17 protein-coding genes are annotated in these 20,991 nt (G+C 67.4%); 10 read left to right on the plus strand and 7 right to left on the minus strand.

Going from position 1 to position 20,991, the window contains the following annotated elements:
- Positions 1-37: 37 nt before the first annotated feature.
- Positions 38-1,126: a calcium:proton antiporter gene (locus KEC55_RS18400; protein ID WP_282509361.1), complete on the minus strand. Its 1,089-nt coding sequence runs from the start codon at positions 1,124-1,126 to the stop codon at positions 38-40.
- Between the two features lie 550 nt (positions 1,127-1,676).
- Between KEC55_RS18400 and KEC55_RS18405 the strand changes: the two genes are divergently transcribed.
- The 5 genes from KEC55_RS18405 to KEC55_RS18425 all read left to right on the plus strand — a co-directional run bounded on the left by KEC55_RS18405 (position 1,677) and on the right by KEC55_RS18425 (position 7,376).
- Complete coding sequence (locus KEC55_RS18405) at positions 1,677-3,233, plus strand: 3-hydroxyacyl-CoA dehydrogenase (RefSeq protein ID WP_282509363.1); 1,557 nt, start codon at positions 1,677-1,679, stop codon at positions 3,231-3,233.
- 61 nt (positions 3,234-3,294) lie between these two features.
- Entirely contained in the window at positions 3,295-4,617 is a 1,323-nt protein-coding gene (gene paaK, locus KEC55_RS18410) for a phenylacetate--CoA ligase PaaK (RefSeq protein ID WP_282509365.1), read from the plus strand.
- A 38-nt stretch (positions 4,618-4,655) separates the two neighbouring features.
- Positions 4,656-5,456 (plus strand): enoyl-CoA hydratase-related protein, encoded by an 801-nt coding sequence (locus tag KEC55_RS18415; protein WP_282509367.1) that lies wholly within the window; start codon positions 4,656-4,658, stop codon positions 5,454-5,456.
- Positions 5,457-5,578: 122 nt separating this feature from the next.
- Complete coding sequence (locus KEC55_RS18420; RefSeq protein WP_282509369.1) at positions 5,579-6,250, plus strand: MarC family protein; 672 nt, start codon at positions 5,579-5,581, stop codon at positions 6,248-6,250.
- A 145-nt stretch (positions 6,251-6,395) separates the two neighbouring features.
- Positions 6,396-7,376, plus strand: coding sequence for an aldo/keto reductase (locus tag KEC55_RS18425; protein WP_282509371.1), 981 nt, complete (start codon positions 6,396-6,398; stop codon positions 7,374-7,376).
- A gap of 31 nt (positions 7,377-7,407) precedes the next feature.
- Here KEC55_RS18425 and KEC55_RS18430 read toward each other — a convergent pair whose 3' ends face one another.
- The 5 genes from KEC55_RS18430 to KEC55_RS18450 all read right to left on the minus strand — a co-directional run bounded on the left by KEC55_RS18430 (position 7,408) and on the right by KEC55_RS18450 (position 13,666).
- A complete protein-coding gene (locus KEC55_RS18430) occupies positions 7,408-8,274 on the minus strand; it encodes a CPBP family intramembrane glutamic endopeptidase (protein ID WP_282509373.1) in 867 nt (288 codons plus the stop codon).
- A gap of 108 nt (positions 8,275-8,382) precedes the next feature.
- Complete coding sequence (locus tag KEC55_RS18435; protein WP_176045626.1) at positions 8,383-9,039, minus strand: VC0807 family protein; 657 nt, start codon at positions 9,037-9,039, stop codon at positions 8,383-8,385.
- 142 nt (positions 9,040-9,181) lie between these two features.
- Entirely contained in the window at positions 9,182-11,113 is a 1,932-nt protein-coding gene (locus tag KEC55_RS18440; protein ID WP_282509377.1) for a sensor histidine kinase, read from the minus strand.
- A 385-nt stretch (positions 11,114-11,498) separates the two neighbouring features.
- Positions 11,499-12,566 carry a 2,3-butanediol dehydrogenase gene (locus tag KEC55_RS18445; protein ID WP_282511500.1) on the minus strand — a complete coding sequence of 356 codons (1,068 nt, stop codon included), beginning with the start codon at positions 12,564-12,566 and terminating at the stop codon, positions 11,499-11,501.
- 359 nt (positions 12,567-12,925) lie between these two features.
- A complete protein-coding gene (locus KEC55_RS18450) occupies positions 12,926-13,666 on the minus strand; it encodes a GNAT family N-acetyltransferase (RefSeq protein WP_282509379.1) in 741 nt (246 codons plus the stop codon).
- A gap of 212 nt (positions 13,667-13,878) precedes the next feature.
- Between KEC55_RS18450 and KEC55_RS18455 the strand changes: the two genes are divergently transcribed.
- Both KEC55_RS18455 and KEC55_RS18460 read left to right on the plus strand, forming a co-directional pair.
- Positions 13,879-15,090 carry an MFS transporter gene (locus KEC55_RS18455; RefSeq protein WP_282509381.1) on the plus strand — a complete coding sequence of 404 codons (1,212 nt, stop codon included), beginning with the start codon at positions 13,879-13,881 and terminating at the stop codon, positions 15,088-15,090.
- A gap of 41 nt (positions 15,091-15,131) precedes the next feature.
- The gene (locus KEC55_RS18460) at positions 15,132-15,614 is read left to right on the plus strand and encodes a DUF3331 domain-containing protein (protein WP_282509383.1); all 483 of its coding nucleotides are present in this window, start codon (positions 15,132-15,134) and stop codon (positions 15,612-15,614) included.
- A 28-nt stretch (positions 15,615-15,642) separates the two neighbouring features.
- On the opposite strand, the gene KEC55_RS18465 is transcribed toward KEC55_RS18460, so the two are convergent.
- Positions 15,643-16,887 (minus strand): GNAT family N-acetyltransferase, encoded by a 1,245-nt coding sequence (locus tag KEC55_RS18465; RefSeq protein ID WP_432626309.1) that lies wholly within the window; start codon positions 16,885-16,887, stop codon positions 15,643-15,645.
- Between the two features lie 136 nt (positions 16,888-17,023).
- Here KEC55_RS18465 and KEC55_RS18470 point away from each other — a divergent pair, with 136 nt between their 5' ends.
- The 3 genes from KEC55_RS18470 (at position 17,024) to KEC55_RS18480 (ending at position 20,789) form a co-directional block, all read left to right on the plus strand.
- Positions 17,024-18,496, plus strand: coding sequence for a PLP-dependent aminotransferase family protein (locus KEC55_RS18470; protein ID WP_282509386.1), 1,473 nt, complete (start codon positions 17,024-17,026; stop codon positions 18,494-18,496).
- Between the two features lie 500 nt (positions 18,497-18,996).
- Positions 18,997-19,842: a CPBP family intramembrane glutamic endopeptidase gene (locus KEC55_RS18475; RefSeq protein WP_282509388.1), complete on the plus strand. Its 846-nt coding sequence runs from the start codon at positions 18,997-18,999 to the stop codon at positions 19,840-19,842.
- Positions 19,843-19,931: 89 nt separating this feature from the next.
- Complete coding sequence (locus KEC55_RS18480) at positions 19,932-20,789, plus strand: hypothetical protein (protein ID WP_348995926.1); 858 nt, start codon at positions 19,932-19,934, stop codon at positions 20,787-20,789.
- Positions 20,790-20,991 lie beyond the last annotated feature (202 nt).

The following is a 20,991-nucleotide window of genomic DNA, read 5'->3' on the forward strand; positions in this document are numbered from 1 at the left end:
GGCGGAGAGAAACCGCCGGGCCGCGTGCTTTTGGACGTCAGTGGGTGATCGACAGGAACAGGTACGCGGCGAACAGCGACAGGTGCACGACGCCGTGCAGCACCGTCGTGCGGCCCTGGCTGAGCGTCAGCGTGCTGACCAGCAAGGTGAGCGCCAGCAGCACGGTTTCCATTGGCCCGATGCCGAGCGTGAGCGGCTGGCCGACCCAGATGAACACGGCCGCGACGGTCGGGATCGTGAGCCCGATGCTCGCGAGCGCGGAACCGAGCGCGAGGTTCATGCTGGTCTGCAGGCGGTTCGCACGCGCGGCGGTGACGGCCGCGAGCCCTTCCGGCAGCAGCACGAGCGCGGCGATCACGATACCGACCGCGGCCTCGGGCGCACCAAGCTTCAGCACGGCGTGCTCGACGGCCGGCGACAGCAGCTTCGCGAGCAGCACGACCGCGACGAGGCTCACGAACAGCAGGACCATGCTGATGATGGCGGTACGCGTGCTCGGCGCCGCTGCGTGCACCGACTCGTTTGCGCTGTCGTGCGCGGCGAGGAAGTAGTCGCGGTGGCGCACGGTCTGCACGAACACGAACGCGCCGTACAGCACGAGCGACGATACGCCGGCAAACGCGAGCTGCGATTTCGAAAAGAACGGGCCCGGCGCGGCGCTCAGATAGTTCGGCATCACGAGCGACAGAACCGACAGCGACGCGAGTACCGCGAGCGCCTTGCTCGCACCGCGCCCCTGGAAGTCCTGTTCGCCGTGCTTCCACGCACCGACCAGCAGGCAGATGCCGACGATGCCGTTGCAGATGATCATCACGGCGGCGAACACGGTGTCGCGTGCGAGGCCCGATTTCTCGGGGCCCGCGCCGAGCATCACCGACACGATCAGCGCGACTTCGATGACGGTGACGGCGACCGCGAGCACGAGCGTGCCGAACGGCTCGCCGACGCGGTGCGCGACGACTTCCGCATGATGGACGGCGGCGAACACGGCGCCGGCGAGCGCGGCGGCGAACACCGCGATGACGAGGCCTTCGGCCGGCACGACGCGCGACAGCGCGAGTACCAGCCATGCGGCAAGCGGGGCCCAGAGGGTCCAGCGCGGGAGCTGGTTGGACGAGAGCGGCATGGAGGGTTTCCTGATGCGAGTGGCGGCGCGCGACGCACCGTCACGGGTTGACGAAGCCCGGCCGTACTATCCGCCGAACGAGGATGATGAAACCGAAAGGTGGCAGTGTGCAACGGTGCTGCCTCAAGTTCGCCGCGATGAGGCGGCGAGGGGCGCGGGCGGGCCGAAGCCCGTCGCTGGATGAAACGGTTCGATGTGGCTGGCCGCGGACGGCGAGGCGAGTACACGTGACGACGCGCGGGCCGGAGCTCGGTTCCGACCCCGACAGGGCGGCCAGCGATGGACGGCGGTGGCGACGTGACACGCGGTTTCCCCCTGAAATCCGGCGGTTTGTCGAATTTTATCAGGCGTTCGGGGGTCACTATCTCATATTCGAACACTTACGTTGACCTTTCGGTTTACAAAAAGTGCCCTGATCTTTCAATTTCTTTACTTTTGCAGTCTCCGTAACGGTCTCTTGCACGACAAATTCGGGCAGGCCCTGACATAAATCTACCGACCGGTCGGTTTATAATCGCTCGCACCTCCACTTCATGACGGATCGCAAGCGATGGCTGTTTCCTCTGCACAATCGGTGAACTCGGGCGCGCTGGCGCCGTCGGCCGTCGTCGGCGTGATCGGCGCCGGCGCGATGGGCGCGGGCATTGCGCAGGTCGCAGCCGCGGCCGGCCACACGGTGCTGCTGTACGACCTGAGCGAAGCGGCCTGCGACAAGGCACTGGCCGGCATCCGCGCCCAGTTCGCGCGACTTGCGGAGAAAGGCCGGCTCGAACCGGCTCAGGCCGACGCGGCCGGCAACCGGATCCGCGCGGTGCGTGCGCTGGCCGACTTCGCGGGCGCCGCGCTGGTTGTCGAGGCGGCGGCCGAGCGGCTCGACGTGAAGCGCGAGATCTTCGCGACGCTCGAATGCCATGTTGACGACGCGTGCCTGCTGGCGACCAACACGTCGTCCATCTCGATCACGTCGATCGCGGCCGGGCTGCGTGTGCCGCAGCGCGTCGCCGGCCTGCATTTCTTCAACCCGGCGCCGCTGATGGCGCTCGTCGAGGTGGTCAGCGGGCTCGCGACCGCGCCGGACGTCGCGCAAGTGCTTTATGCAACCGCCGCCGCGTGGGGCAAGAAACCCGTGATGGCGAAATCGACGCCGGGCTTCATCGTGAACCGCGTCGCGCGGCCGTACTACGCGGAGGCGCTGCGCGTGCTGAACGAGCAGGGCGGCGCGCCGGCCTCGATCGACGCGGTGATGCGCGAAGCCGGCGGCTTCCGGATGGGGCCGTTCGAGCTGATGGACCTGATCGGCCACGACGTGAACTTCGCGGTCACTGAATCGGTGTTCCGCGCGTATTTCAACGATCCGCGCTACACGCCGTCGCTGATCCAGCAGGAACTCGTGAACGCGGGCTTCCTCGGGCGCAAGTCGGGGCGCGGTTTCTACTCGTATGCGGATGGCGCGACGCCGCCCGCGCCCGATCTCGAAGCTTCGCGCGACGCGCCGGCCGACGTTGCACTGTTTGCGCAGGACGGCCCGGCCGCCGCGCTGCATGCACGCTTCACCGAACGCATCGCGGGCGCCCGGCAGGCCGGCGCCCATGCCGATGACCTGCTCGCGACGGCGGGCCGCGCGTCGATTGCGCTGACCGATGGCCGCACTGCCACCGCACGCGCCGCGCAGACGGGCGTGGCCGATCTCGTGCTCGTCGATCTCGCCCGCGATTACGCGCAGGCCGGGCTCGTTGCGCTGACACGTGCGCTCCAGTGCAGCGACGCAGCCTATGCGGACGCGGTCGGCCTGTTCCAGCAGGCGGGTTTCCGTGTCGTCGGCGTCGCCGACGTGCCGGGGATGGTCGCGATGCGCACCGTCGCGATGCTCGCGAACGAGGCGGCCGACACGGTGAACCAGGGCGTGTGCTCGCCCGCCGATCTCGATCTCGCGATGGAGAAGGGCGTGAACTACCCGTGCGGCCCGCTCGCGTGGGCCGATGCGATCGGCATCGGCCGCGTGCATCGCGTGCTGTCGAACCTGGCGGCGAGCTACGGCGAGGACCGCTATCGCGTGTCGCCGCGCATCGCCGCGCTGCATGCGGCCGGGCGCACGTTCCGGTCGTAACCGCCCGGTCGCACCGAATACGAACACGAAAACGACATCACTCCATTGGAGGAGCACCCCGATGACTCACCCGACGCATCCCGCCGCCGCCCTCGAGCCGATCGAGACCGCCAGCCGCGACGAACTGCAGGCGCTGCAGCTCGAGCGCATGAAGTGGTCGCTGCGCCACGCGTACGACAACGTCCCGCACTATCGCCGCACGTTCGATGCGGCAGGCGTGCATCCGGACGACCTGAAGTCGCTCGCCGATCTCGCGAAATTCCCGTTCTCGACCAAGAACGACTTGCGCGACAACTATCCGTTCGGGCTGTTTGCCGTGCCGCGCGAGCAGGTCGTGCGCGTGCATGCGTCGAGCGGCACGACCGGCAAGCCGACCGTGGTCGGCTACACCGCGCGCGACATCGATACCTGGGCGAACGTGACCGCGCGCTCGATCCGCGCGGCCGGCGGCCGCCCGGGCGACACGCTGCACAACGCGTTCGGCTATGGCCTGTTCACGGGCGGCCTCGGGATTCACTACGGCGCGGAGCGGCTCGGTTGCATGGTCGTGCCGATGTCGGGCGGCCAGACCGAGAAGCAGGTGCAGTTGATCCGCGATTTCGAGCCGAAGATCATCCTCGTCACGCCGTCGTACATGCTGAACCTGATCGACGAAATGGTGCGGCAGGGGATGGATCCGGCCGAGTCGTCGCTGAAGATCGGCATCTTCGGCGCCGAGCCGTGGACGCAGGCGCTGCGCGAGGAAGTCGAAACGCGCGTGGGCATCGACGCGCTCGACATCTACGGGCTGTCGGAAGTGATGGGCCCGGGCGTCGCGTGCGAATGCGTCGAGACGAAGGACGGCCCGGTGATCTGGGAGGACCATTTCTACCCGGAGATCATCGATCCCGTCACGGGAGAAGTGCTGCCCGACGGCAGCCAGGGCGAGCTCGTGTTCACGTCGTTGACGAAGGAAGCGATGCCGGTGATCCGCTACCGCACGCGCGACCTCACCGCGCTGCTGCCGCCGACCGCGCGCGCGATGCGCCGCCTCGCGAAGATCACCGGCCGCTCCGACGACATGCTGATCGTGCGTGGCGTGAACGTGTTTCCGAGCCAGATCGAGGAGATCGTGGTCGCGCTGCCGCAACTGTCGGGCCAGTTCCAGATCACGCTGTCGCGCGACGGTCACATGGACAAGCTCGACCTCGCGGTCGAGCTGCGCTCCGAGGTTGCCGCGTCCGTCACCGATGGCGATCGCGCGGCGCTTGCGCGCGAGCTGCAGCACCGGATCAAGACGATGGTCGGCGTGTCGTCCGGCGTGACGGTGCTCACGGCCGGCGGCATTCCCGCGACCGCGACCGGCAAGGCGCGGCGCGTGATCGACCGCCGCCAGGCTGCCTGATGCCGATTTTTGCCGTTCTACCCGAGGAAACCTGTTCGATGGATGGATTGAAGACCCTGGCCGTCGCGGTCGATGCGCGCGGCATCGCGACCGTCGCGCTGCAGCGCGGCGATGTGCTCAACGCGTTCGACGAGACGATGATTGCCGAGCTGACCGACGCGTTCACGGCGCTCGGCCGGCGCGACGACGTCCGAGCGATCGTGCTGCGCTCGGACGGTCGCGCGTTTTGCGCGGGCGCCGACCTGCAGTGGATGCAGCGCGCGAGCGCGAACGACGCGGCCGCGAACCTGCGCGACGCCGAGCGTTTTGCCGCGATGATGCGCGCGATCCGGCAGTGCCCGAAACCGACGGTCGCCCGCGTGCAGGGCCACGCGTTCGGTGGCGGCGTCGGCCTGTGCGCGGCCTGCGACATCGTGATCGCGAGCGACCACGCGCGCTTTTCGGTCAGCGAAGCGCGCTTCGGGATTCTGCCGGCCGTGATCGGCCCGTATCTGGTCGAGGCGGTCGGCCAGCGCCAGGCGCGCCGGCTTGCGCTGACCGCGACGCAGCTTGCCGCCGCCGAGGCCGTCGCGATCGGCCTGATTCACCAGGCCGTGCCGCTCGATGCGCTCGACGCAACGCTCGAGCGGACGCTTGCCGAGCTGGGGCGCAACGGCCCGGGCGCGCTGATGGAGATCAAGCGCTTCTTCGACGCGATCGGCGAGTATCCGCCGTCGGACGAGCGCGCGGCATTCACCGCGCAGACGATCTCCCGCGTGCGGGCGACGCCGGAAGCGAAGGAAGGCTTCGCCGCGTTCTTCGCGAAGCGGCCACCGGCCTGGGAGGCGGGCGCCGAGTAAGCGCCCGCGACGACGATCGGCGCCGCCGCGGGCGCGCCCGCATTTTGTGTCACGGGCGCTTGCTCTACAATGCGTGACCCCCGGCGCGCTGCCGGCCCAGCCCCGACCGATGCTTCGCCCCGATGATCGTCAACCGCCTTATCTCCGAGATCCTGTTCGGCTTCACCGGCCTGATCGGCATCATCAATCCGATCGGCATCGCGTTCCTGTTTCTCGAACGGACCGAGGCGCTCACCGAGCATGAGCGGGACCTGCTCGCGCGGAAGGTCGCGTTCAACTCGTTCGTCGTGCTGCTGGTCGCGTTCTTCGCCGGCACGCCGGTGCTGCATTTCTTCGGGATCTCGATGGAGGCGCTGCGGATCGGCGGCGGCTTCGCGGTCGCCGTGGCCGGCTGGCAGATGCTGAACGAGCCCGACGGCCCCGGCGGCGGCGACACGCCGGTCAAGCCGATCGACGCGAACGCGATCATGACGCGCGCGTTCTTCCCGCTGACCGTGCCGCTCACGGTCGGCCCCGGCTCGATTGCCACGGCGATCGCGCTGAACGCGAACCGCACGCACAAGCTGTCGGAGTTCATGCTGTCGAGCATCGTGTCGATCGCCGTCTCCGTGCTCGTCGCGGTCGTGATCTGGCAGGTCTACAGCCGCTCCGCGCTGCTCGCGCGCTACCTCGGCAGCGAAGGGACCAAGGTCGCGAAGCGCGTGTCGGCGTTCCTGCTGCTGTGCATCGGCGTGCAGATCATGCTGACCGGCTTCTCCGCGTTCCTGCAGCCGATCGCCGACCAGGTCAAGTAATCGGATCGTCCCGGTTCATCCTTTCACACAGCCTGCATGCGTGCGCGTGCCGTACGCGTTCGTGCGGTGCGGGATACCATGCGACGTCCGGCGGATGCGCGACGCGCATGTGGCCGCAATCCCAACTTGAGTGGCGAGGCGTGCAATGGAATACGTGAAATTCGGGTCGACCGGGCTGGACGTGTCGAAGCTGGTGCTGGGTTGCATGACGTTCGGCGAGCCGTTGCGCGGCACGCATCCGTGGACGCTGCCGGAAGCTGAAAGCCGCCCGATCATCCAGCGGGCGGTCGAAGCCGGCATCAACTTCTTCGATACCGCGAACATGTATTCGGATGGCACGTCGGAGGAGATCGTCGGCCGTGCGCTGCGCGATTTCACGAAGCGCGACGACGTCGTGATCGCGACCAAGGTGTTCTACCGGATGCGACCAGGCCCGAACGGCGCTGGCCTGTCGCGCAAGGCGATCATGACCGACATCGACCAGAGCCTGAAGCGGCTCGGTACCGACTATGTCGACCTCTACCAGATCCACCGCTGGGACTACGGCACGCCGATCGAGGAGACGCTCGAGGCGCTGCACGACGTCGTGAAGGCCGGCAAGGCGCGCTATATCGGCGCGTCGTCCATGTTCGCGTGGCAGTTTGCGAAGGCGCTGCACCTGTCGAAACAGAACGGCTGGACCCGCTTCGTCAGCATGCAGAACCACCTGAACCTGCTGTATCGGGAAGAAGAGCGCGAAATGCTGCCGCTTTGCGAAGACGAAGGGATCGCGGTGATTCCGTGGAGCCCGCTCGCCCGCGGCCGCCTGACGCGCAGCTGGGACGAGTCGTCGGAACGGCAGCAGAAAGACGACGTCGGCCAGCGGCTGTACGACGCAACGGTCGATGCGGACAAGGCGGTCGTCGAGGCCGTTGCGGCGATCGCCGCCGCGCGCAACGTGCCACGGGCACAGGTCGCGCTGGCGTGGGTGGCCCAGAAGCACGGTGTGACCGCACCGATCGTCGGCATCTCGAAGCCGCGGCAACTGGACGATGCGCTCGGCGCGCTCGCGCTGAAGCTGACCGACGACGAAATCGCGACGCTCGAACGCCCGTACGTGCCGCACGCGATTGCCGGGTTCAACTGAGCGGCATCGCAGGCGCCGCCGCGCACCGCGTTCAGCGTGCGGCGGCGAGCATCGGGTAGGTGAACAGGCCGAAGTGGACGACGTTCAGCCCGGCATGCGCGAGCGCGGAGGCGAGCAATCCGCCGCGCCGCCACGCGAGCCCGTAGCCGGCGCCGGCCACCGTGCCCAGCACGATCCATTGCCAGCCGCCGGCCGCGTGCGCGGCGCCGAACAGCACCGCGCCAGTCGCGAGCGCGACCCACGGGCCCCATGAGAACGCGCGGAGCGCGCGCGTCAGCCCGCCCTGGACGTAGCCACGGAACAGTGCTTCCTCGGCAAGCGTCACGAGCAACAGGTTGTTCACAAGCCACAGCCAGCCCGACGCCGGCCACTTGGGCGCCCAGCCGACCATCCCGAACGCGAGCGCGCCGGCCAGGCACGCGGCGGCCGTCGCGACGGCCGCCACCGCACCGGTGCGCAGCGCGCGCGACAGCGCGACGTCGGGGGCGATCCACGGCAATGCCCACAGCAGCCACAGGCCGATCAGCGGCTTGTCGAGATTCAGGTACATCGTGAACGGCACGGCGTCCGGCGTGAAGCGCGTCGGGCCGATCACGAGCGGATTGTGGAATCCGGGGAGCAGGTGCAGGCTCAGCGCGACCGCAAGCGCGGCAAACACGGCATGCGCGGCGATCCGCACCGCGAGCGGGCGCGTGGGCAACACCCCCCACGCCGCCGCGGCCAGCAGCGCGAGCGGCGCCAGCGCGACTGCCCCGAGCTTGCCGAACGCCAGCGCGACGGCATAGCCGAACACGGCCAGGATGACGCTCAGGCCATGCAGCGGGCGATGCCACGCGAATGCGGCGGCCGCGAACAGGGCGAGCCAGATCGTGGCACACGGAAGGAGCGAAAGGGACATGACGGGCAAGGCTTGGGTCGGACGAGACGCCGCGCATCATACAGCAGCCACCGTGACTGCCGCCGGGTCGTCGATGGAGGGGTGGTCGGGCGGGCGGCCGGCCGGGCGTCAGCGGCCGGCGGTTTCGGTGACGCCGTTGCGGCCCGGGATGTCGACGCTATTGCGCACGCGCATCCGCCGCCGGTACCAGAAGGTCCACGCCAGCAGACAGCCGAACACGGTGTAGCCGACGATCGGCGACACGACGAGCACGCGTTCGACCGGCCAGGTCATCACCATCCAGCAGCGCAGCAGCATTTCCAGCGTCATGAAGCCGCCCCACACGAACGTCATCCGCCGCAGCATCTGCCGCAACCCCGGCTGTGCGGCCCAGACCGCTTCGAAGTGCGCGGCGCCGCCGTCCATCTCTCGGGCCACGGTCGCGCGAGCGAGATAGAAGATCAACGGGCGTTCGCGGAACAGCGACAGCAGGAACACGACGCCGATCGTGCCGGATGCGAGCGATTCGCGCATCAGCAGCGTGCGCGGGCTGCCGCCGAGCGCCATCCCGATGATCGACAGCGCGATGCCGAGCAGCACGATGGCCGCCACCGCGTCGACGCGGCGCGAGCGGACGAATTCGACGATCGACCAGATGATCGGCGGCACCGCCGACGCGTACAGCGCGCCGGTTTCGCCGAAATGCGGTTGCGCGACCCGGTAGGCCACCCACGGCAGCACGAGGTTGACGAAGAGTTCGAGGATCAGTCCGGCTCGCGGTTTCACGGTGCGCAATTCCACGCAGGCTGGGGCGAACGCTCGAAGGACGTGGTGGCCCCCGGCTGCCCCCAAAAGGGTTCGGTCCAGTATATCGAAGAATCGCGCGCGGCTGCGGCGTCGCGATCGGCGTTTGCCGCGACCGGTTTCGTCACGCGTTGGCGGCCGCCGGCAGCGTGATCGTGACCGTGGTGCCTTGCAACACGGCGCTCCGCACCTCGATCTTCCCGCCGTGCCGCTCGACGACCGCCTTGACGAACGCCATGCCGAGCCCGACGCCGCTGGTTTCCGGTTGTCCGGCGGTACGGAAGCGCCGGTAGCGCTCGAACAGCCGCGTCTGGTCCGCGCTGCTGATCCCGCATCCGCTGTCGCGAATCGTGCAGCGTATTGCGTTGCCGTCGGCGCTCGGCTCGACCCGGCATTCGACGCTCGTCAGCGACGCGCTGTACTTGATCGCGTTGTCCAGCAGGTTGATCAGCGCGCGCGACAGCAGGGCCGGGTCGCCCAGCACGATCGTGTCGTCGCGTCGCGGCACGTCGTCGATCGACATGTGCTTCCGGTGCGCGAGCGGCCACACCGCGTCGCGGGCTTCGTTCATCAGGTCGGCGAGATTGACGGGCACGTGCTCGTATTCGCTGGCCTCGGCACGCGACAGCTGCGCGAAACCGTCGGCCATCGCCAGCGTATGCCGCGCGAGCCTCGCGATTCTCGCGAACGGCCGCTGCGTCCGTGCATCGGTCGCGTGGTGCTCCTGCGCGTCGATCAGGATGATCAGCGACGTCAGCGGTGCGCGCATGTCGTGCGAGAACAGCGTCAGCATGTCGTTGCGCTGGCGCTCGAGCATGTCGCGGCGGACATGCGCGTTGCGCAACGTCTCCAGCGCTTCATGGATGCGGGCGATCTCGGGCCCGATGCCGCGCGGCATCGCGACGTGCGCCGTATCGCCGTCACTGAGCGCAATGATCCGGCGGCCGAGTACGTCAAGCGGCTTCGACAGCAGCCGCTGCGTGCCGCGTGCGAGCGAGATCAGGATCGCGACGCTGAGCGCGGTCGCGAACGCCGATATCGCGACCTTGACCCGGGCCGTGTTGCGGTCCGAAATGGCGTGACGCCGGGCGACGTCGATGACGCGGTCGCGCAGCAGTTCGCACGGCCGGAAATACGGGACGATCGTCCTCGAAAAATCGGCGGCACTCATCGCATAGGTGCCGGTCTGGCCGTTTGCGACGATCGTGTCGACGAGCGGGAGCAGGTGCGTGTCGAATGCCGTGTTGAGCTGCGCGTACTCGCGGGCCACGTCGGCGTCGTCGAGCTGCGGGCCGATTGCACCGTCGATCAGGGCGCGCAATTGCTCGATGCGTCCGCGCATCAGCATGATGTCCGCGAACTGCGCGCGGTCGAGCGCCCTTTGCTTGAACATCGGCGCAATGAGCAGCGAGCCCGTGCGGCCCGCGTATTCCCGGAGATCGCTCAGGAGCCGCGCCAGCAGGATCGCACCCGATGTGTGCGGGTCGCGCATGGCCGTATCGGTCATCGCGCCGTCGATCAGCAGCGACACGGTGTCGACGACGCGGAACAGGCGCGACTGCGCGTGCTGGATGGCGTGAACGGTGCGTGACGCGAGCGGCTGGGCGTCGAGTGCATCGACTTCCGCGCGCGCATCGGCAAGCGTGATCCGGATGGCATCGAGCGCGTGCAGCAGGTTGTTGCGCTCGCGGTTGTCGAGCGCGGTTGCCTGCCCGATGCCGGCACGAAAGCGCGCGAGCGCCTGGTCCGAACGGTCGCGGGCGGCGCGCAGGTTGCGTACTTCGGTCGCGTCGTCATTCCGCAGGCGCACCAGCAGGTCGTTCGTCGGGCCGCGCTCGGCCGAGAGCATGTTGGCGGCGATCATCGCGCCGTGGATGAATTCGAAGCTTTGCAGGTCGGCGTTTTCCTGCCGGTATTGCCGGAAACTTCCCCAGATGATCGTGCCGCACAGCACGGCCAGCAGCGTCGTGACGAGCGCGAAGCCGATATGGGTCTTCTGCTGGATCGTCAGCGTTCGAACGTTGTTTGCGTGATCCCGATGGAACGAGAGGGTCATGACACACCATGTTTGCAAGCTATCCCGGTAGGCCCGTATTTTCGGCCTGTCGGCGCTGTCGCGCCGTGAGGTTCAACAGGTGTCCCGCCGTCACGCGGCGGCACCGATCGCGGCCGGGAAGCCGGATCGCGCGTTGCACAGGATCGCCTTGTGTCACGGTCCTGTCGACATCGGACGAAACGTGCTTGATCGGGAGAAACCCTGATCGCGTGCCAGGCGGGTAATGTGTCCTGCCTGATTGTTGGGATTGCGAAAGTTCTTTAACGGCTTGTCAGGGGGAGGCGGGATGAGGTTCGGGTGACGGCGGGGAGGAGGCAGGAGGCGGCAATCGGTTACGTCGCCCGGTAATCGGGCGACGCTCAGCAGCGAAATGGCGATACGCGCGCTATCGGGAAACGGCAGGCTGAACGATGATCTTCACGTTCCGGTCCTTGTGGTTGACCAGTTCCTCGAACCCGTGCGCGACGATGTCGCCGAGCGCGATGCGTCCCGTGATGAGCGGCTGCACGTCGATGCGGCCGTCCGCGATGAAGCGGATCACGTCCGCGAATTCGCCGTTGTAGGCGAGCGAGCCGATCACTTCCTTCTCGGTCGACACGATGTCGAAGAAGTTGAACGGCGTCGGCTCCTCGAAGATGCCGACCATCACCGACTTGCCAGCCTTGCGGATCACGTCGATCGCGAGCTTCGCGGTGGCCGTGTGCCCGATGCACTCGAACGACACGTCGGCGCCATAACCGCCCGTCAACGCCTTGACTTCCGCGATCGCGTCGGCCGTCTTCGGATCGATGACGACGCTCGCGCCGACTTCCAGCGCCTTCTGCTTGCGCGCCGCCGACATCTCCAGCGCGATCACGCGCCCGGCACCGGCCGCCTTTGCACACATGATCGTGCACAGGCCGATCGTGCCCGCGCCGACCACGACGACGGTCTGCCCGACGATGTTGCCGGCCTTCTTCACCGCGTGCAGCCCGACCGCGAGCGGCTCGATCAGCGCGCCGGCCTCGGTCGGGAAGTTGTCGGGCAGCTTGTACAGCAACTCGGCCGGCACATTGACGAATTCGGCGAACGCGCCGTTGTTCATCAGCCCGGTGAACGCGAGGTTCTCGCAGATGTTGTACAGCCCGTGCCTGCAATACCAGCAGGTTCCGCAATGCTGGCACGCGTCGGCCGTCACGCGGTCGCCGACCGCGAAGCCAGATACGCCCGCGCCGAGTTCGGCGATCTCGCCGCTGAATTCGTGCCCGAGGATGCACTGGCCCTTCAGGCCCGTCAGCGGATGCGGCGCATCGACCGGGATGAACACGGGCCCCGCGACGTATTCGTGCAGATCGGAGCCGCAGATGCCGCACCAGTGCACGCGAATCGTGACCCAGCCTGCCGGCGGGCGCTCCGGAACGGGAACCTCTTCGACGCGGATGTCGTGGCGGCCGCGCCAGACGGCGGCTTTCATGCTGCGGGCGGTGATCGGTGCCGGTGTACTCACGTTGCTGTCTCCGTCAGGTTGTCGTCGGGCGTATGGCAGGGCTGCCGGGGCGCCCGTCGCGCGATTGCGCGCTCGACCGGTATGCAGGAACGGGGCCAGCGTGAATCGGTGCTGGTTACGTTGATCGGGTGGAGGGTGAAGTGTGCGGCGCAGCATGCTTCTTTGTGTTGGCTGGGCGCCATTTGACGGGCAACGCGCGCGGAATTTGCTGCATTGGCGAAGCGTCGGTTCAACAGCGGTTCGAGTGAGACGCCGGGACATTCGTCTCAAAGCAATGAGACGAATCGCGAGACGAATGGCAGCGCGTGGCGTGGTTCGATGCGTGCTCAGGCGACGACTTCGTCCACCGTGACCGGCGCGAGCGGCGTGAAGCCGGCGGCACGGTACAGCGGCTGACCGGCCTCGGTCGACACGAGCCACACGCGCTGCGCGCCACGTTGTCGCGCGTGCGCGACGATGGCGGCCAGCAGTTGCGTCGCGAGGCCGCGGCGCCGGTATGCGTCTGCCGTGCCGACGCGGTCGACGACGATATCGCGCGGCGACGCGAAGCCGTAGCGCGCGGTGGCGGCGATCCGCCCGTCGAGGCGGTGCGCGAACAGGAACGCGGCTGGATTCGGCTGGAACGGCGGGAAGGCGTCGCTGGCGTTGAACGCGTCGATGTCGTTCGGCGTGTGGCAGGCAAGCGCGTGCGCGAGCACATCATCGCCGGACAACACGTCGATATCGGCGGCCATGAAGGTTTCGTCCGACAGCCGGCGCGTCCTGCCGTGCAGCGCGGGCGGTAGCGGCACGGCGCCGTAGCGGGTGATCCACGCGCCGATCGCAAACGGGCCGTCGCCGGACACGGGCGCGCCCTCGATCACGAAATGCTCGAAAGGCCGGCCCATGCCGCCGTCGAACTGCACGACCTGGCCGTCCGTGCTGTCGTGCAGCGGTGCATCGCGACGGTCGCGCGCCGCGCAGTACCCGGCAATGAATACGTGCACGGCAGCCTTGCGGCGCGGGAACGCCGACCAGGTTTCGTCGAGCGGGAACAGGGCGGCAGGAGCGGGGGAAGCGGTCGGCATGCGTCGGTGCACCACGTCGTCGGCGCGAAGCCGACAGCTTAGATCAGCGCGCCGCGGCTGTCGTGCGGACCGATTGCCGCGATCTCCGAAACGCATCGTTGCGCACATTACCCCTTTACTTGAAGTTAACTTCAATTTGTATCATGTGCGCGAGTCCGATTGCGGGCGCGTGAGACATCCCGTTGCACGCGGCCGCTTCAACGGAGGTGCGGATGACCGAATCGCCTGTCGCGGCCGATGCCGCCACGCTGCCGTCGCGCAGTTACCGGGCCGCTGTCGCGAACGTCGTGCTGGCGAGCATCGTATCGGCGTTGCACGTCGGCAAGGCGACGATCGCGTTGCCGTCGCTGCAGCACGAGTTCGGCGGCTCGCTCGCGTCGTTGAGCGGGATCATGTCGGTGTTTCCGTTCGTCGGCGTGTTCGGCGGGATCGCCGCCGGCCTGCTGGTGCGGCGCTGGGGCGACCGGCTGTTGCTGATGACGGGCCTCGTCATCCTCGGGCTGTCGAGCGTCGCCGGCGCGTGGGCGGGCAGCTTCGCGCTGCTGTTGGCCACGCGTTTTGCCGAAGGGCTGGGTTTCGTGATCGTGGTCGTTGCCGCGCCGGCCGTGTTGAATCGCGTGACGCCGCCCGAGCGGCGCAATTTCGCGTTCGGCCTGTGGAGCACGTTCATGCCGGCCGGCATGGCGCTGTCGATGCTCGTCGGGCCGCTGCTCGGCGGCTGGCGCAACGGCTGGCTCGCCGCCGCGGCATTGACGCTCGTCGCGGCGGTCGCGGTGCCCGTGACGACGTCGGCCGACGTCCCGTCGCGGCACGCGGCGGCGACACGCATCGGGCCGGCGCTGCGCGACGTGCTCGCGTCGCGTTCGACCACGCTGCTCGCGCTGGGCTTCGCGACCTACAACGTGCAGTTCTTTGCGGTGATGACGTTCCTGCCGGTGTTCCTGATGCAGCGCCTCGGTGTCGCGGTCGGCGCAGCGGGGCTGATCAGCGCGGCGATCGTCGCCGCGTGCGTGATCGGCAACCTGACGGCCGGCTGGCTGCTGTCGCGCGGCGCGCGGCCGGGCGTCGTGATGGCCGCGACGTCGGTTGCGATCGGCGCGGCCGGCGCAGGGCTGTTCAGCGCGGCGACGCCCGCGCCGCTCGCGGTCGCGCTGGGGTTTGCGTTCTCTGCGATGGCAGGAATGCTGCCCGCGACGATCCTCGCGTGCGCGCCGGGCTCCGCGCCTTCGCCGTCGCTGGCGCCACTCAGCATCGGCTGGGTCGTGCAGGGCAACTATCTCGGCCAGGTGATCGGGCCGCTGACGATCGGCGCGATCGTCGGCGCGTTCGGCTGGTCGGGCGGCATCGGGCTGATGCTCACGGCTGCCATGGCCGGTGCGGCGATCGGCCTGTCGCTGCTGCGCGAACCGATGGGCCGGCGCTGAGTGCGCCGATGCCTTTCAATCTGCACGGAAATTCGTCAAGCATGCTCAACACCATGGAAAGCCCGATCTGCGAAGAAGACGTGTCGTGCGATGCGCCTGCCTATGGCGAGCACGAAGAGCAGCCGTCGCGCAATGGCGTTGTCGCGCATCCGCTCGTGACGATCGGCCGTGCGCCGGTTCCGGAGCACGCGGCGGCGGCGGTTTCGCCGTTGCGTCCGCAACTGTTCGTCACGGTGCTGGAGGCCGGAGACGACGGGCTGCTGATTCGATGGGTCGAGAGCGGCCGGTGCCATTACGGCGAGCAACGCTGGCGCTTGCGCGTCGCGCTGCAGCCGGGCCGCTGTGCGCTGTCGGGGCAGCCGATCGAGCCGGGCGAGCCGGTGTTCCGGCCGGTGCGGCGGCCCGTGCCGGCCAATGGCGACGAGATGATCTGCCCGGCGGCGGTGCCGGGTGCGGCCGACGCGATGCGGGACGTGGCGCCGGAGCACGACGACGCGCACGATCCGGCCGACGTGCTCGACTGAACGGAACGCCGGCCGGCCGCGGATCGGCTTACTTCTTCAGATCGTGCCGGTACTGGATGAACCCCGCATTGTTCGCAAGCTTGTCGTACAGCGCGCGTGCGGTCGTGTTGGTCTCGTGCGTGAGCCAGTACACGCGGCTCGCGCCGGCTTCGCGTGCGCGTTCGTACACGGCTTCGATCAGCGCGCCGCCCGCGCCTTGCCCGCGAGCGTTGGGCGCCGTGTACAGGTCCTGCAGGTAGCAGTACGGCCCGTCGGTCCAGCACGAGCGGTGGTAGATCGAGTGCACGATCCCGACCAGCGCGCCCGACGCGTCGAATGCGCCCAGCACGAACATCGGTTCGGCCGGATCCATCAGGCGCGCCCACGTCGTCGCGAACACCGCGTCGCTCAGTGAGGTGTCGTAGAACTTCTGATAGCCCTGCCACAGCGGGCGCCATGCGGCTTCGTCGGCGGCGACGAGCGGGCGCACGGTGACGCGCGTGGCGTCGTTCGCGCGGGCCGCCGCATCGCGCGCGCCGGCCTGCGCGTGGCGGATCGCGGTGAGCGATTGGCGCTGGTTGCCCTCGGCGTCGAAGTTCTCCGATGCGAGCCACGCTTCGAACGCGGCGCGGACGTCCGGCCATTCGCCGTCGATGATCGAGAACCACGCGGTGTCGCGATTGCGGCCGCGGTAGATGATCGCCTGCCGGAACGTACCTTCGTAACGGAAACCCAGCCGTGCGGCCGCCTTGCGCGACGGTTCGTTGAGGTCGTCGCACTTCCATTCGTAGCGCCGGTAGCCGAGCGTGTCGAACGCGTACTTCATCAGCAGGAACTGCGCTTCGGTCGAGACCGGCGTGCGCTTGAGCAGCGGCGAGAACGTGACGGAGCCGACTTCGATCACGCCGTTGGCCGGATCGATGCGCATCAGCGCGAGCGTGCCGACCGCGCGACCGGTGGCGCGGTCGATCACCGTGTAGTGCAGCGGGTCAGGGCTCGCCTGCGCGGTGCGGGCGTAGTCGCGGTAGCTCGACTCGTCGGCGTACGGGCCGTGCGCGAGATAGGTCCAGTCGCTGCCGTCGGGTGCTTGCGAGTAGGCCGCGAACAGGTCGGCCGCATGGCGCTCGGCGTCGAGCGGTTCGAGCCGGCAGTAGCGGCCTTCGAGCGCGATGCGCTCCGGGCGCGGGCGCGCGGACCAGTCGGGAACGGGGTGACCGATGGATTGCTGGAAGGCGTTGGTGAGCGTGGACAAGGTCGATCTCGCTTCGGTTGGCGGCCGGCGACATGCCGGCATGCAGACGATCGTAGTCCTGGCGAGGTACCATGAGAAGCGCCAGGGATCGGTAAATTTATGGTGCCACGATCGGGTGCCATCTTGGGTGCCATCACCTGGATGCCACGCTCCGACACTTTCACGCTGCGACGTTCCGATGACGACTGCCTTTCCTTGCGGCGACGCGCCGTTGCTGCCGCTCGACGCGCCGCTGGCGCGCACGCCGGGCGCGCCTTCGCTGCAGCGCCAGTTGCTGCGCCGCGTGCGCGATGCGATTCTCGGCGGTGCGATGCCGGCCGGCACGCGGCTGCCCGGCACGCGCGCGCTGGCCGAGACGCTCGGCGTGTCGCGCAACACGACGGCCGCCGTCTACGAGCAGCTCGTCGCCGAAGGCTTCCTGCAGTCCGACCGTCGCGGTACGCGTGTGGTCGGGCTGTCGCGGCCGGCGCCGCCGCGCCGGCGAGCGGCGCCGCCGGCCGTCGCGCAGCGGCTCGGCCGGATTCGCCCGAGCCTCGTCGGCACCGGCGAGTCGGAGGGCTTCCGGCCGGGTGTGCCCGCGCTGTCGCATTTCCCGGTGGACGCATGGCGACACGCGATCGACCGTGCGCTGCGCCGCGCCGGCCGCGATCTGCTGGCGTACGGCGATCCGCTCGGCGAGCGAGCGCTGCGCGAATCGATCGCGCGCCACCTGGCCGTGACGCGCGGCGTACGCTGCGATCCCGAACAGATCATCATCACGGAAGGCGCGCAGGGCGCCATTGCACTGTGCGCGCAACTGCTGACGAACCCGGGCGATACGGTGTGGGTCGAGGAGCCCGGCTATCGCGGCGCGCGTACGGCGATGCAGGCGGCCGATCTCGACGTCGTGCCGATGCCGGTCGATGCGGAGGGGCTGCGCGCGGAAGAGGACGACTGGCGTGATCGGACGCCGCGCCTCGTATACACGACGCCGTCGAACCAGTTCCCGACCGGCGCCGTGCTGTCGATTTCGCGCCGGCTTGCGCTGATCGACGCGGCGCGCCGGCATCGTGCGTGGATCATCGAGGACGACTACGACAGCGAGTTCCGTCACACCGGCGAGCCGATCGGCGCGATGCACGGGCTTGCGCCCGATTCGCCGGTCGTCTATCTCGGTTCGTTCAGCAAGACGATGTTTCCGGCGTTGCGGATCGGTTTTCTCGTGCTGCCCGAGGCGCTGCTGGCCGCCGTGCGGCCGGTGCTGCCGGAGATGCTGCGCGGCGGGACGCGTCACGTGCAGCTCGCGCTGGCCGATTTCATCGAGACGGGCGAGTATGGCCGGCATCTCGGGCGGATGCGCCGGCTGTATCGCGACCGGCGGCGTTTGCTGCTCGCCGCGCTCGACAGCAGCCTGGGCGTGCCGCATCAGGTCGAGGGCGGGCCGTGCGGGCTGCATCTCGCGTTGCGGATGCCGGCGCGCTATCGCGATCGTGCGATCGTCGAAGCGGCGCGCGCGCACGGCATCGGACCGTTTGCGCTGTCGGGATTTTCGATCGATGCGGCAGGAGCGGGCAACGGGCTCGTGCTCGGTTTCGGCAATACGTCGGCCGATGCGTTCGAGCCTATGTTGCGGATGTTGTCGTCGATTGCGGAGCGGGTGGGCCGCAGGTGACGCGGATGGTATGGCTCCATCATTCAAGCAACCGGCAGCACGGTGTTTACGGGATGGTGCCGGTGACGATCAGCAAGGAATTTGCGTCGCGTTACCCGTGTGTCAAGTCACGGACGCAAGCCGGTGAAATGCAGCTCTGGTGGTCGTAGCCGGAAAAGCGACGGGCGGGTAGACATCCGGTCCCGTGGTCCGAACGTCGAGTGAGCGCAATGACGGCTTGCCGGCGCCCTGAATGGGCAGCGAAATATTGCATCAATAATTTAAATATTAAATATCTTGAAAATCAGGTTGATCACCGTCGATTCCTGGTTTCGCTCCTTGAGCGTATCAGCACTGCTGTTTCGATCGTCAAGAATGGTCAACGGTGCTTGCAAGTGCCAATGGGATAAGCGACGATGAATTCGCTGTAACAAACGGTTACTTCTCCACGCGTCGTGTGCGGTTTTACGTACTGGTCCGTGTTCATTGCATATACCGTTTGCGGAACCACATAGCGTCCCATGAACTCCGATTCGAATCGATATTGCTTCCCGAACCTGCTGGAAGCGTTCTTCATCGTCGTCGTGCTGAACATGGTCGAGTATCTGATGAACTCGATCATCTGGTCGATCGGCCGAAGCGCCGGGCTCCAAATGATGGCGATCGCCAGTATTGGGCGCGTTCTCGCGAACGGGCTCGTATTCACCGTGCTGCTTTATCACGGCAAATCGACCTACCGGAATCTGCTGCACGACAGTACCGATTCCTGGCGAACGACAATCGGGCAATTTATTGTTCCCGTCTTGCTGATCACACCGGGATTGCTGGTGGTGATGAGCGTGCTTGAAGTCGGAGTCGGGCAGTTTTTTCCGTTGAGCGGGAGCCGGGATGAGGCCCGCGAGGTTTATGTGAATGGCGGGCTCGGACTGATCGTGTTGACTTGCGTAATTGCGCCGCTGCTTGAGGAGATGCTGTTTCGCGGCGTGATGCTTCGCAGTTTTTTGCGACAGTATCCGGCTGGAACGGCGATCGCGCATTCGGCCGCCGTATTCGGGCTTGCACATTTGAATGTCCATCAGTTCGTTCTTGCGTTCGGACTCGGCTTGTTGATTGGAAAACTGTACGCGGCCACACGTTCGCTGCTGCCCGGCATTTTGATTCATGCGTGCTACAACACAGCCGTGGTGATCGTCGCACTGAAATCGCCATTCGTGTTTTCCAGAGAGAGTCTTCTGGATATCTGGCCCACGGCGTGGTGGTTCGGTGCGCTGGTGTCGGGCGGCGTTGGTGCGTGGTTGCTGGTCAAGTCGATCGATGCGCTGCGAATCGGGCCGGCGGGTGCGACGAATCACGACAGCGTGAACTGAGAGCACGCCATTATTTTTACAACGAGAAAATGAGGTGAAACATGCGGGGCAAGCAAGTCTGGTTGGCGAGTCTGACGAGTACGGTATTGATGCTGACAGGGTGCGGTGGTGGCGACGACGGAGGCGCTGCCAATACGGGTAGCAACGCGTCGAATAACAATACGGCGGGAACAACGCCGACCACAACGCCGACGACCCCGACGCCGGGTACTTCTACCCAGCCCTCCATACAAACGGCATGCAGACCGAACGGCAGCTTCAGCTACTCGGGTTCTGCGTCGCCGGTCGCGGCGAACAACGATCAACTGGCGGTGCTCGTGGTGCCGAATTTGCCGAGCGAATATGCGAAGAATCGCAACTTCACGGCGGCCAACGTGCCTGCGACGAGCCTGGTTCAGCAGGGAAGCGGTGCGTTTACGACGCTTGCATCGTCTGCGGCGGCGACCGACTGCCTTGGGCTCGACCATGGAACCGTCACCGACATCCAGGGTGTCGGCACCGACGTTGCGATCGGTCGCTGGATTCGCGCGATGGATACCGACGGCAATACCTATACCGATACGCAAGGCGTTCACTACGCGGTCGGTACGCCGCTGTCGTTGCCCTCGACGGGCGGCCCGCTCGCGTGTACGCAGGTGATCGCCGACACGGTGGCGAGCAACGACGGCAGCACGTCCGGTACGCTCGTTTCGGGTTCGGCCACGCTGGATCCCAGTACGCGCGTGCTCGCCACGCTGAACCTGACGATCAAGCTCGCGAGTGCGCAATATGGGCTGACGTACACGCAAGTGCCGTTGAACGGTGTGTTGAAGACTACTGGGCCCGCCACGATTCAGTCGATCGTCGTCGGACACGACGCGACACAGCCGCTGGTGGCTGTCGGTTACTCGGCCGCATTGCCGAACACGCAAGGGGTGGGCGGCGTGGTGGTGTTGTCGTGCCACTGACCGGGTCCGGGGCAGGCTTGTCGACGGGCGAAGGCCGATAACGAACAGGCCGCGGTCTGCGTGCCGTCTGTCCGTGAGGCGTGACAGGCGGACAATCCATAGCAGACCGCAACGTTCGCATTCGCCACTACCGGCAACGATTCTCAGCTCGCGCTCGCGTCGATGCGTGGTGGATGTGCGGATTGACGAAAGACGCACCTTG

The organism is Burkholderia cepacia (assembly GCF_029962485.1).
Taxonomy (GTDB): domain Bacteria; phylum Pseudomonadota; class Gammaproteobacteria; order Burkholderiales; family Burkholderiaceae; genus Burkholderia.

Excerpts from the sequence above, each read along its gene's own strand:
- KEC55_RS18460 (WP_282509383.1), top strand. The coding sequence starts at position 15,132 with ATGCTCAACACCATGGAAAGCCCGATCTGCGAAGAAGACGTGTCGTGC.
- KEC55_RS18440 (WP_282509377.1), bottom strand. The coding sequence starts at position 11,113 with ATGACCCTCTCGTTCCATCGGGATCACGCAAACAACGTTCGAACGCTG.
- KEC55_RS18405 (WP_282509363.1), top strand. The coding sequence starts at position 1,677 with ATGGCTGTTTCCTCTGCACAATCGGTGAACTCGGGCGCGCTGGCGCCG.
- KEC55_RS18425 (WP_282509371.1), top strand. The coding sequence starts at position 6,396 with ATGGAATACGTGAAATTCGGGTCGACCGGGCTGGACGTGTCGAAGCTG.
- KEC55_RS18480 (WP_348995926.1), top strand. The coding sequence starts at position 19,932 with ATGCTGACAGGGTGCGGTGGTGGCGACGACGGAGGCGCTGCCAATACG.
- paaK (WP_282509365.1), top strand. The coding sequence starts at position 3,295 with ATGACTCACCCGACGCATCCCGCCGCCGCCCTCGAGCCGATCGAGACC.
- KEC55_RS18470 (WP_282509386.1), top strand. The coding sequence starts at position 17,024 with ATGACGACTGCCTTTCCTTGCGGCGACGCGCCGTTGCTGCCGCTCGAC.
- KEC55_RS18420 (WP_282509369.1), top strand. The coding sequence starts at position 5,579 with ATGATCGTCAACCGCCTTATCTCCGAGATCCTGTTCGGCTTCACCGGC.
- KEC55_RS18465 (WP_432626309.1), bottom strand. The coding sequence starts at position 16,887 with ATGCCGGCATGTCGCCGGCCGCCAACCGAAGCGAGATCGACCTTGTCC.
- KEC55_RS18415 (WP_282509367.1), top strand. The coding sequence starts at position 4,656 with ATGGATGGATTGAAGACCCTGGCCGTCGCGGTCGATGCGCGCGGCATC.
- KEC55_RS18400 (WP_282509361.1), bottom strand. The coding sequence starts at position 1,126 with ATGCCGCTCTCGTCCAACCAGCTCCCGCGCTGGACCCTCTGGGCCCCG.
- KEC55_RS18450 (WP_282509379.1), bottom strand. The coding sequence starts at position 13,666 with ATGCCGACCGCTTCCCCCGCTCCTGCCGCCCTGTTCCCGCTCGACGAA.
- KEC55_RS18475 (WP_282509388.1), top strand. The coding sequence starts at position 18,997 with ATGAACTCCGATTCGAATCGATATTGCTTCCCGAACCTGCTGGAAGCG.
- KEC55_RS18430 (WP_282509373.1), bottom strand. The coding sequence starts at position 8,274 with ATGTCCCTTTCGCTCCTTCCGTGTGCCACGATCTGGCTCGCCCTGTTC.
- KEC55_RS18455 (WP_282509381.1), top strand. The coding sequence starts at position 13,879 with ATGACCGAATCGCCTGTCGCGGCCGATGCCGCCACGCTGCCGTCGCGC.
- KEC55_RS18445 (WP_282511500.1), bottom strand. The coding sequence starts at position 12,566 with ATGAAAGCCGCCGTCTGGCGCGGCCGCCACGACATCCGCGTCGAAGAG.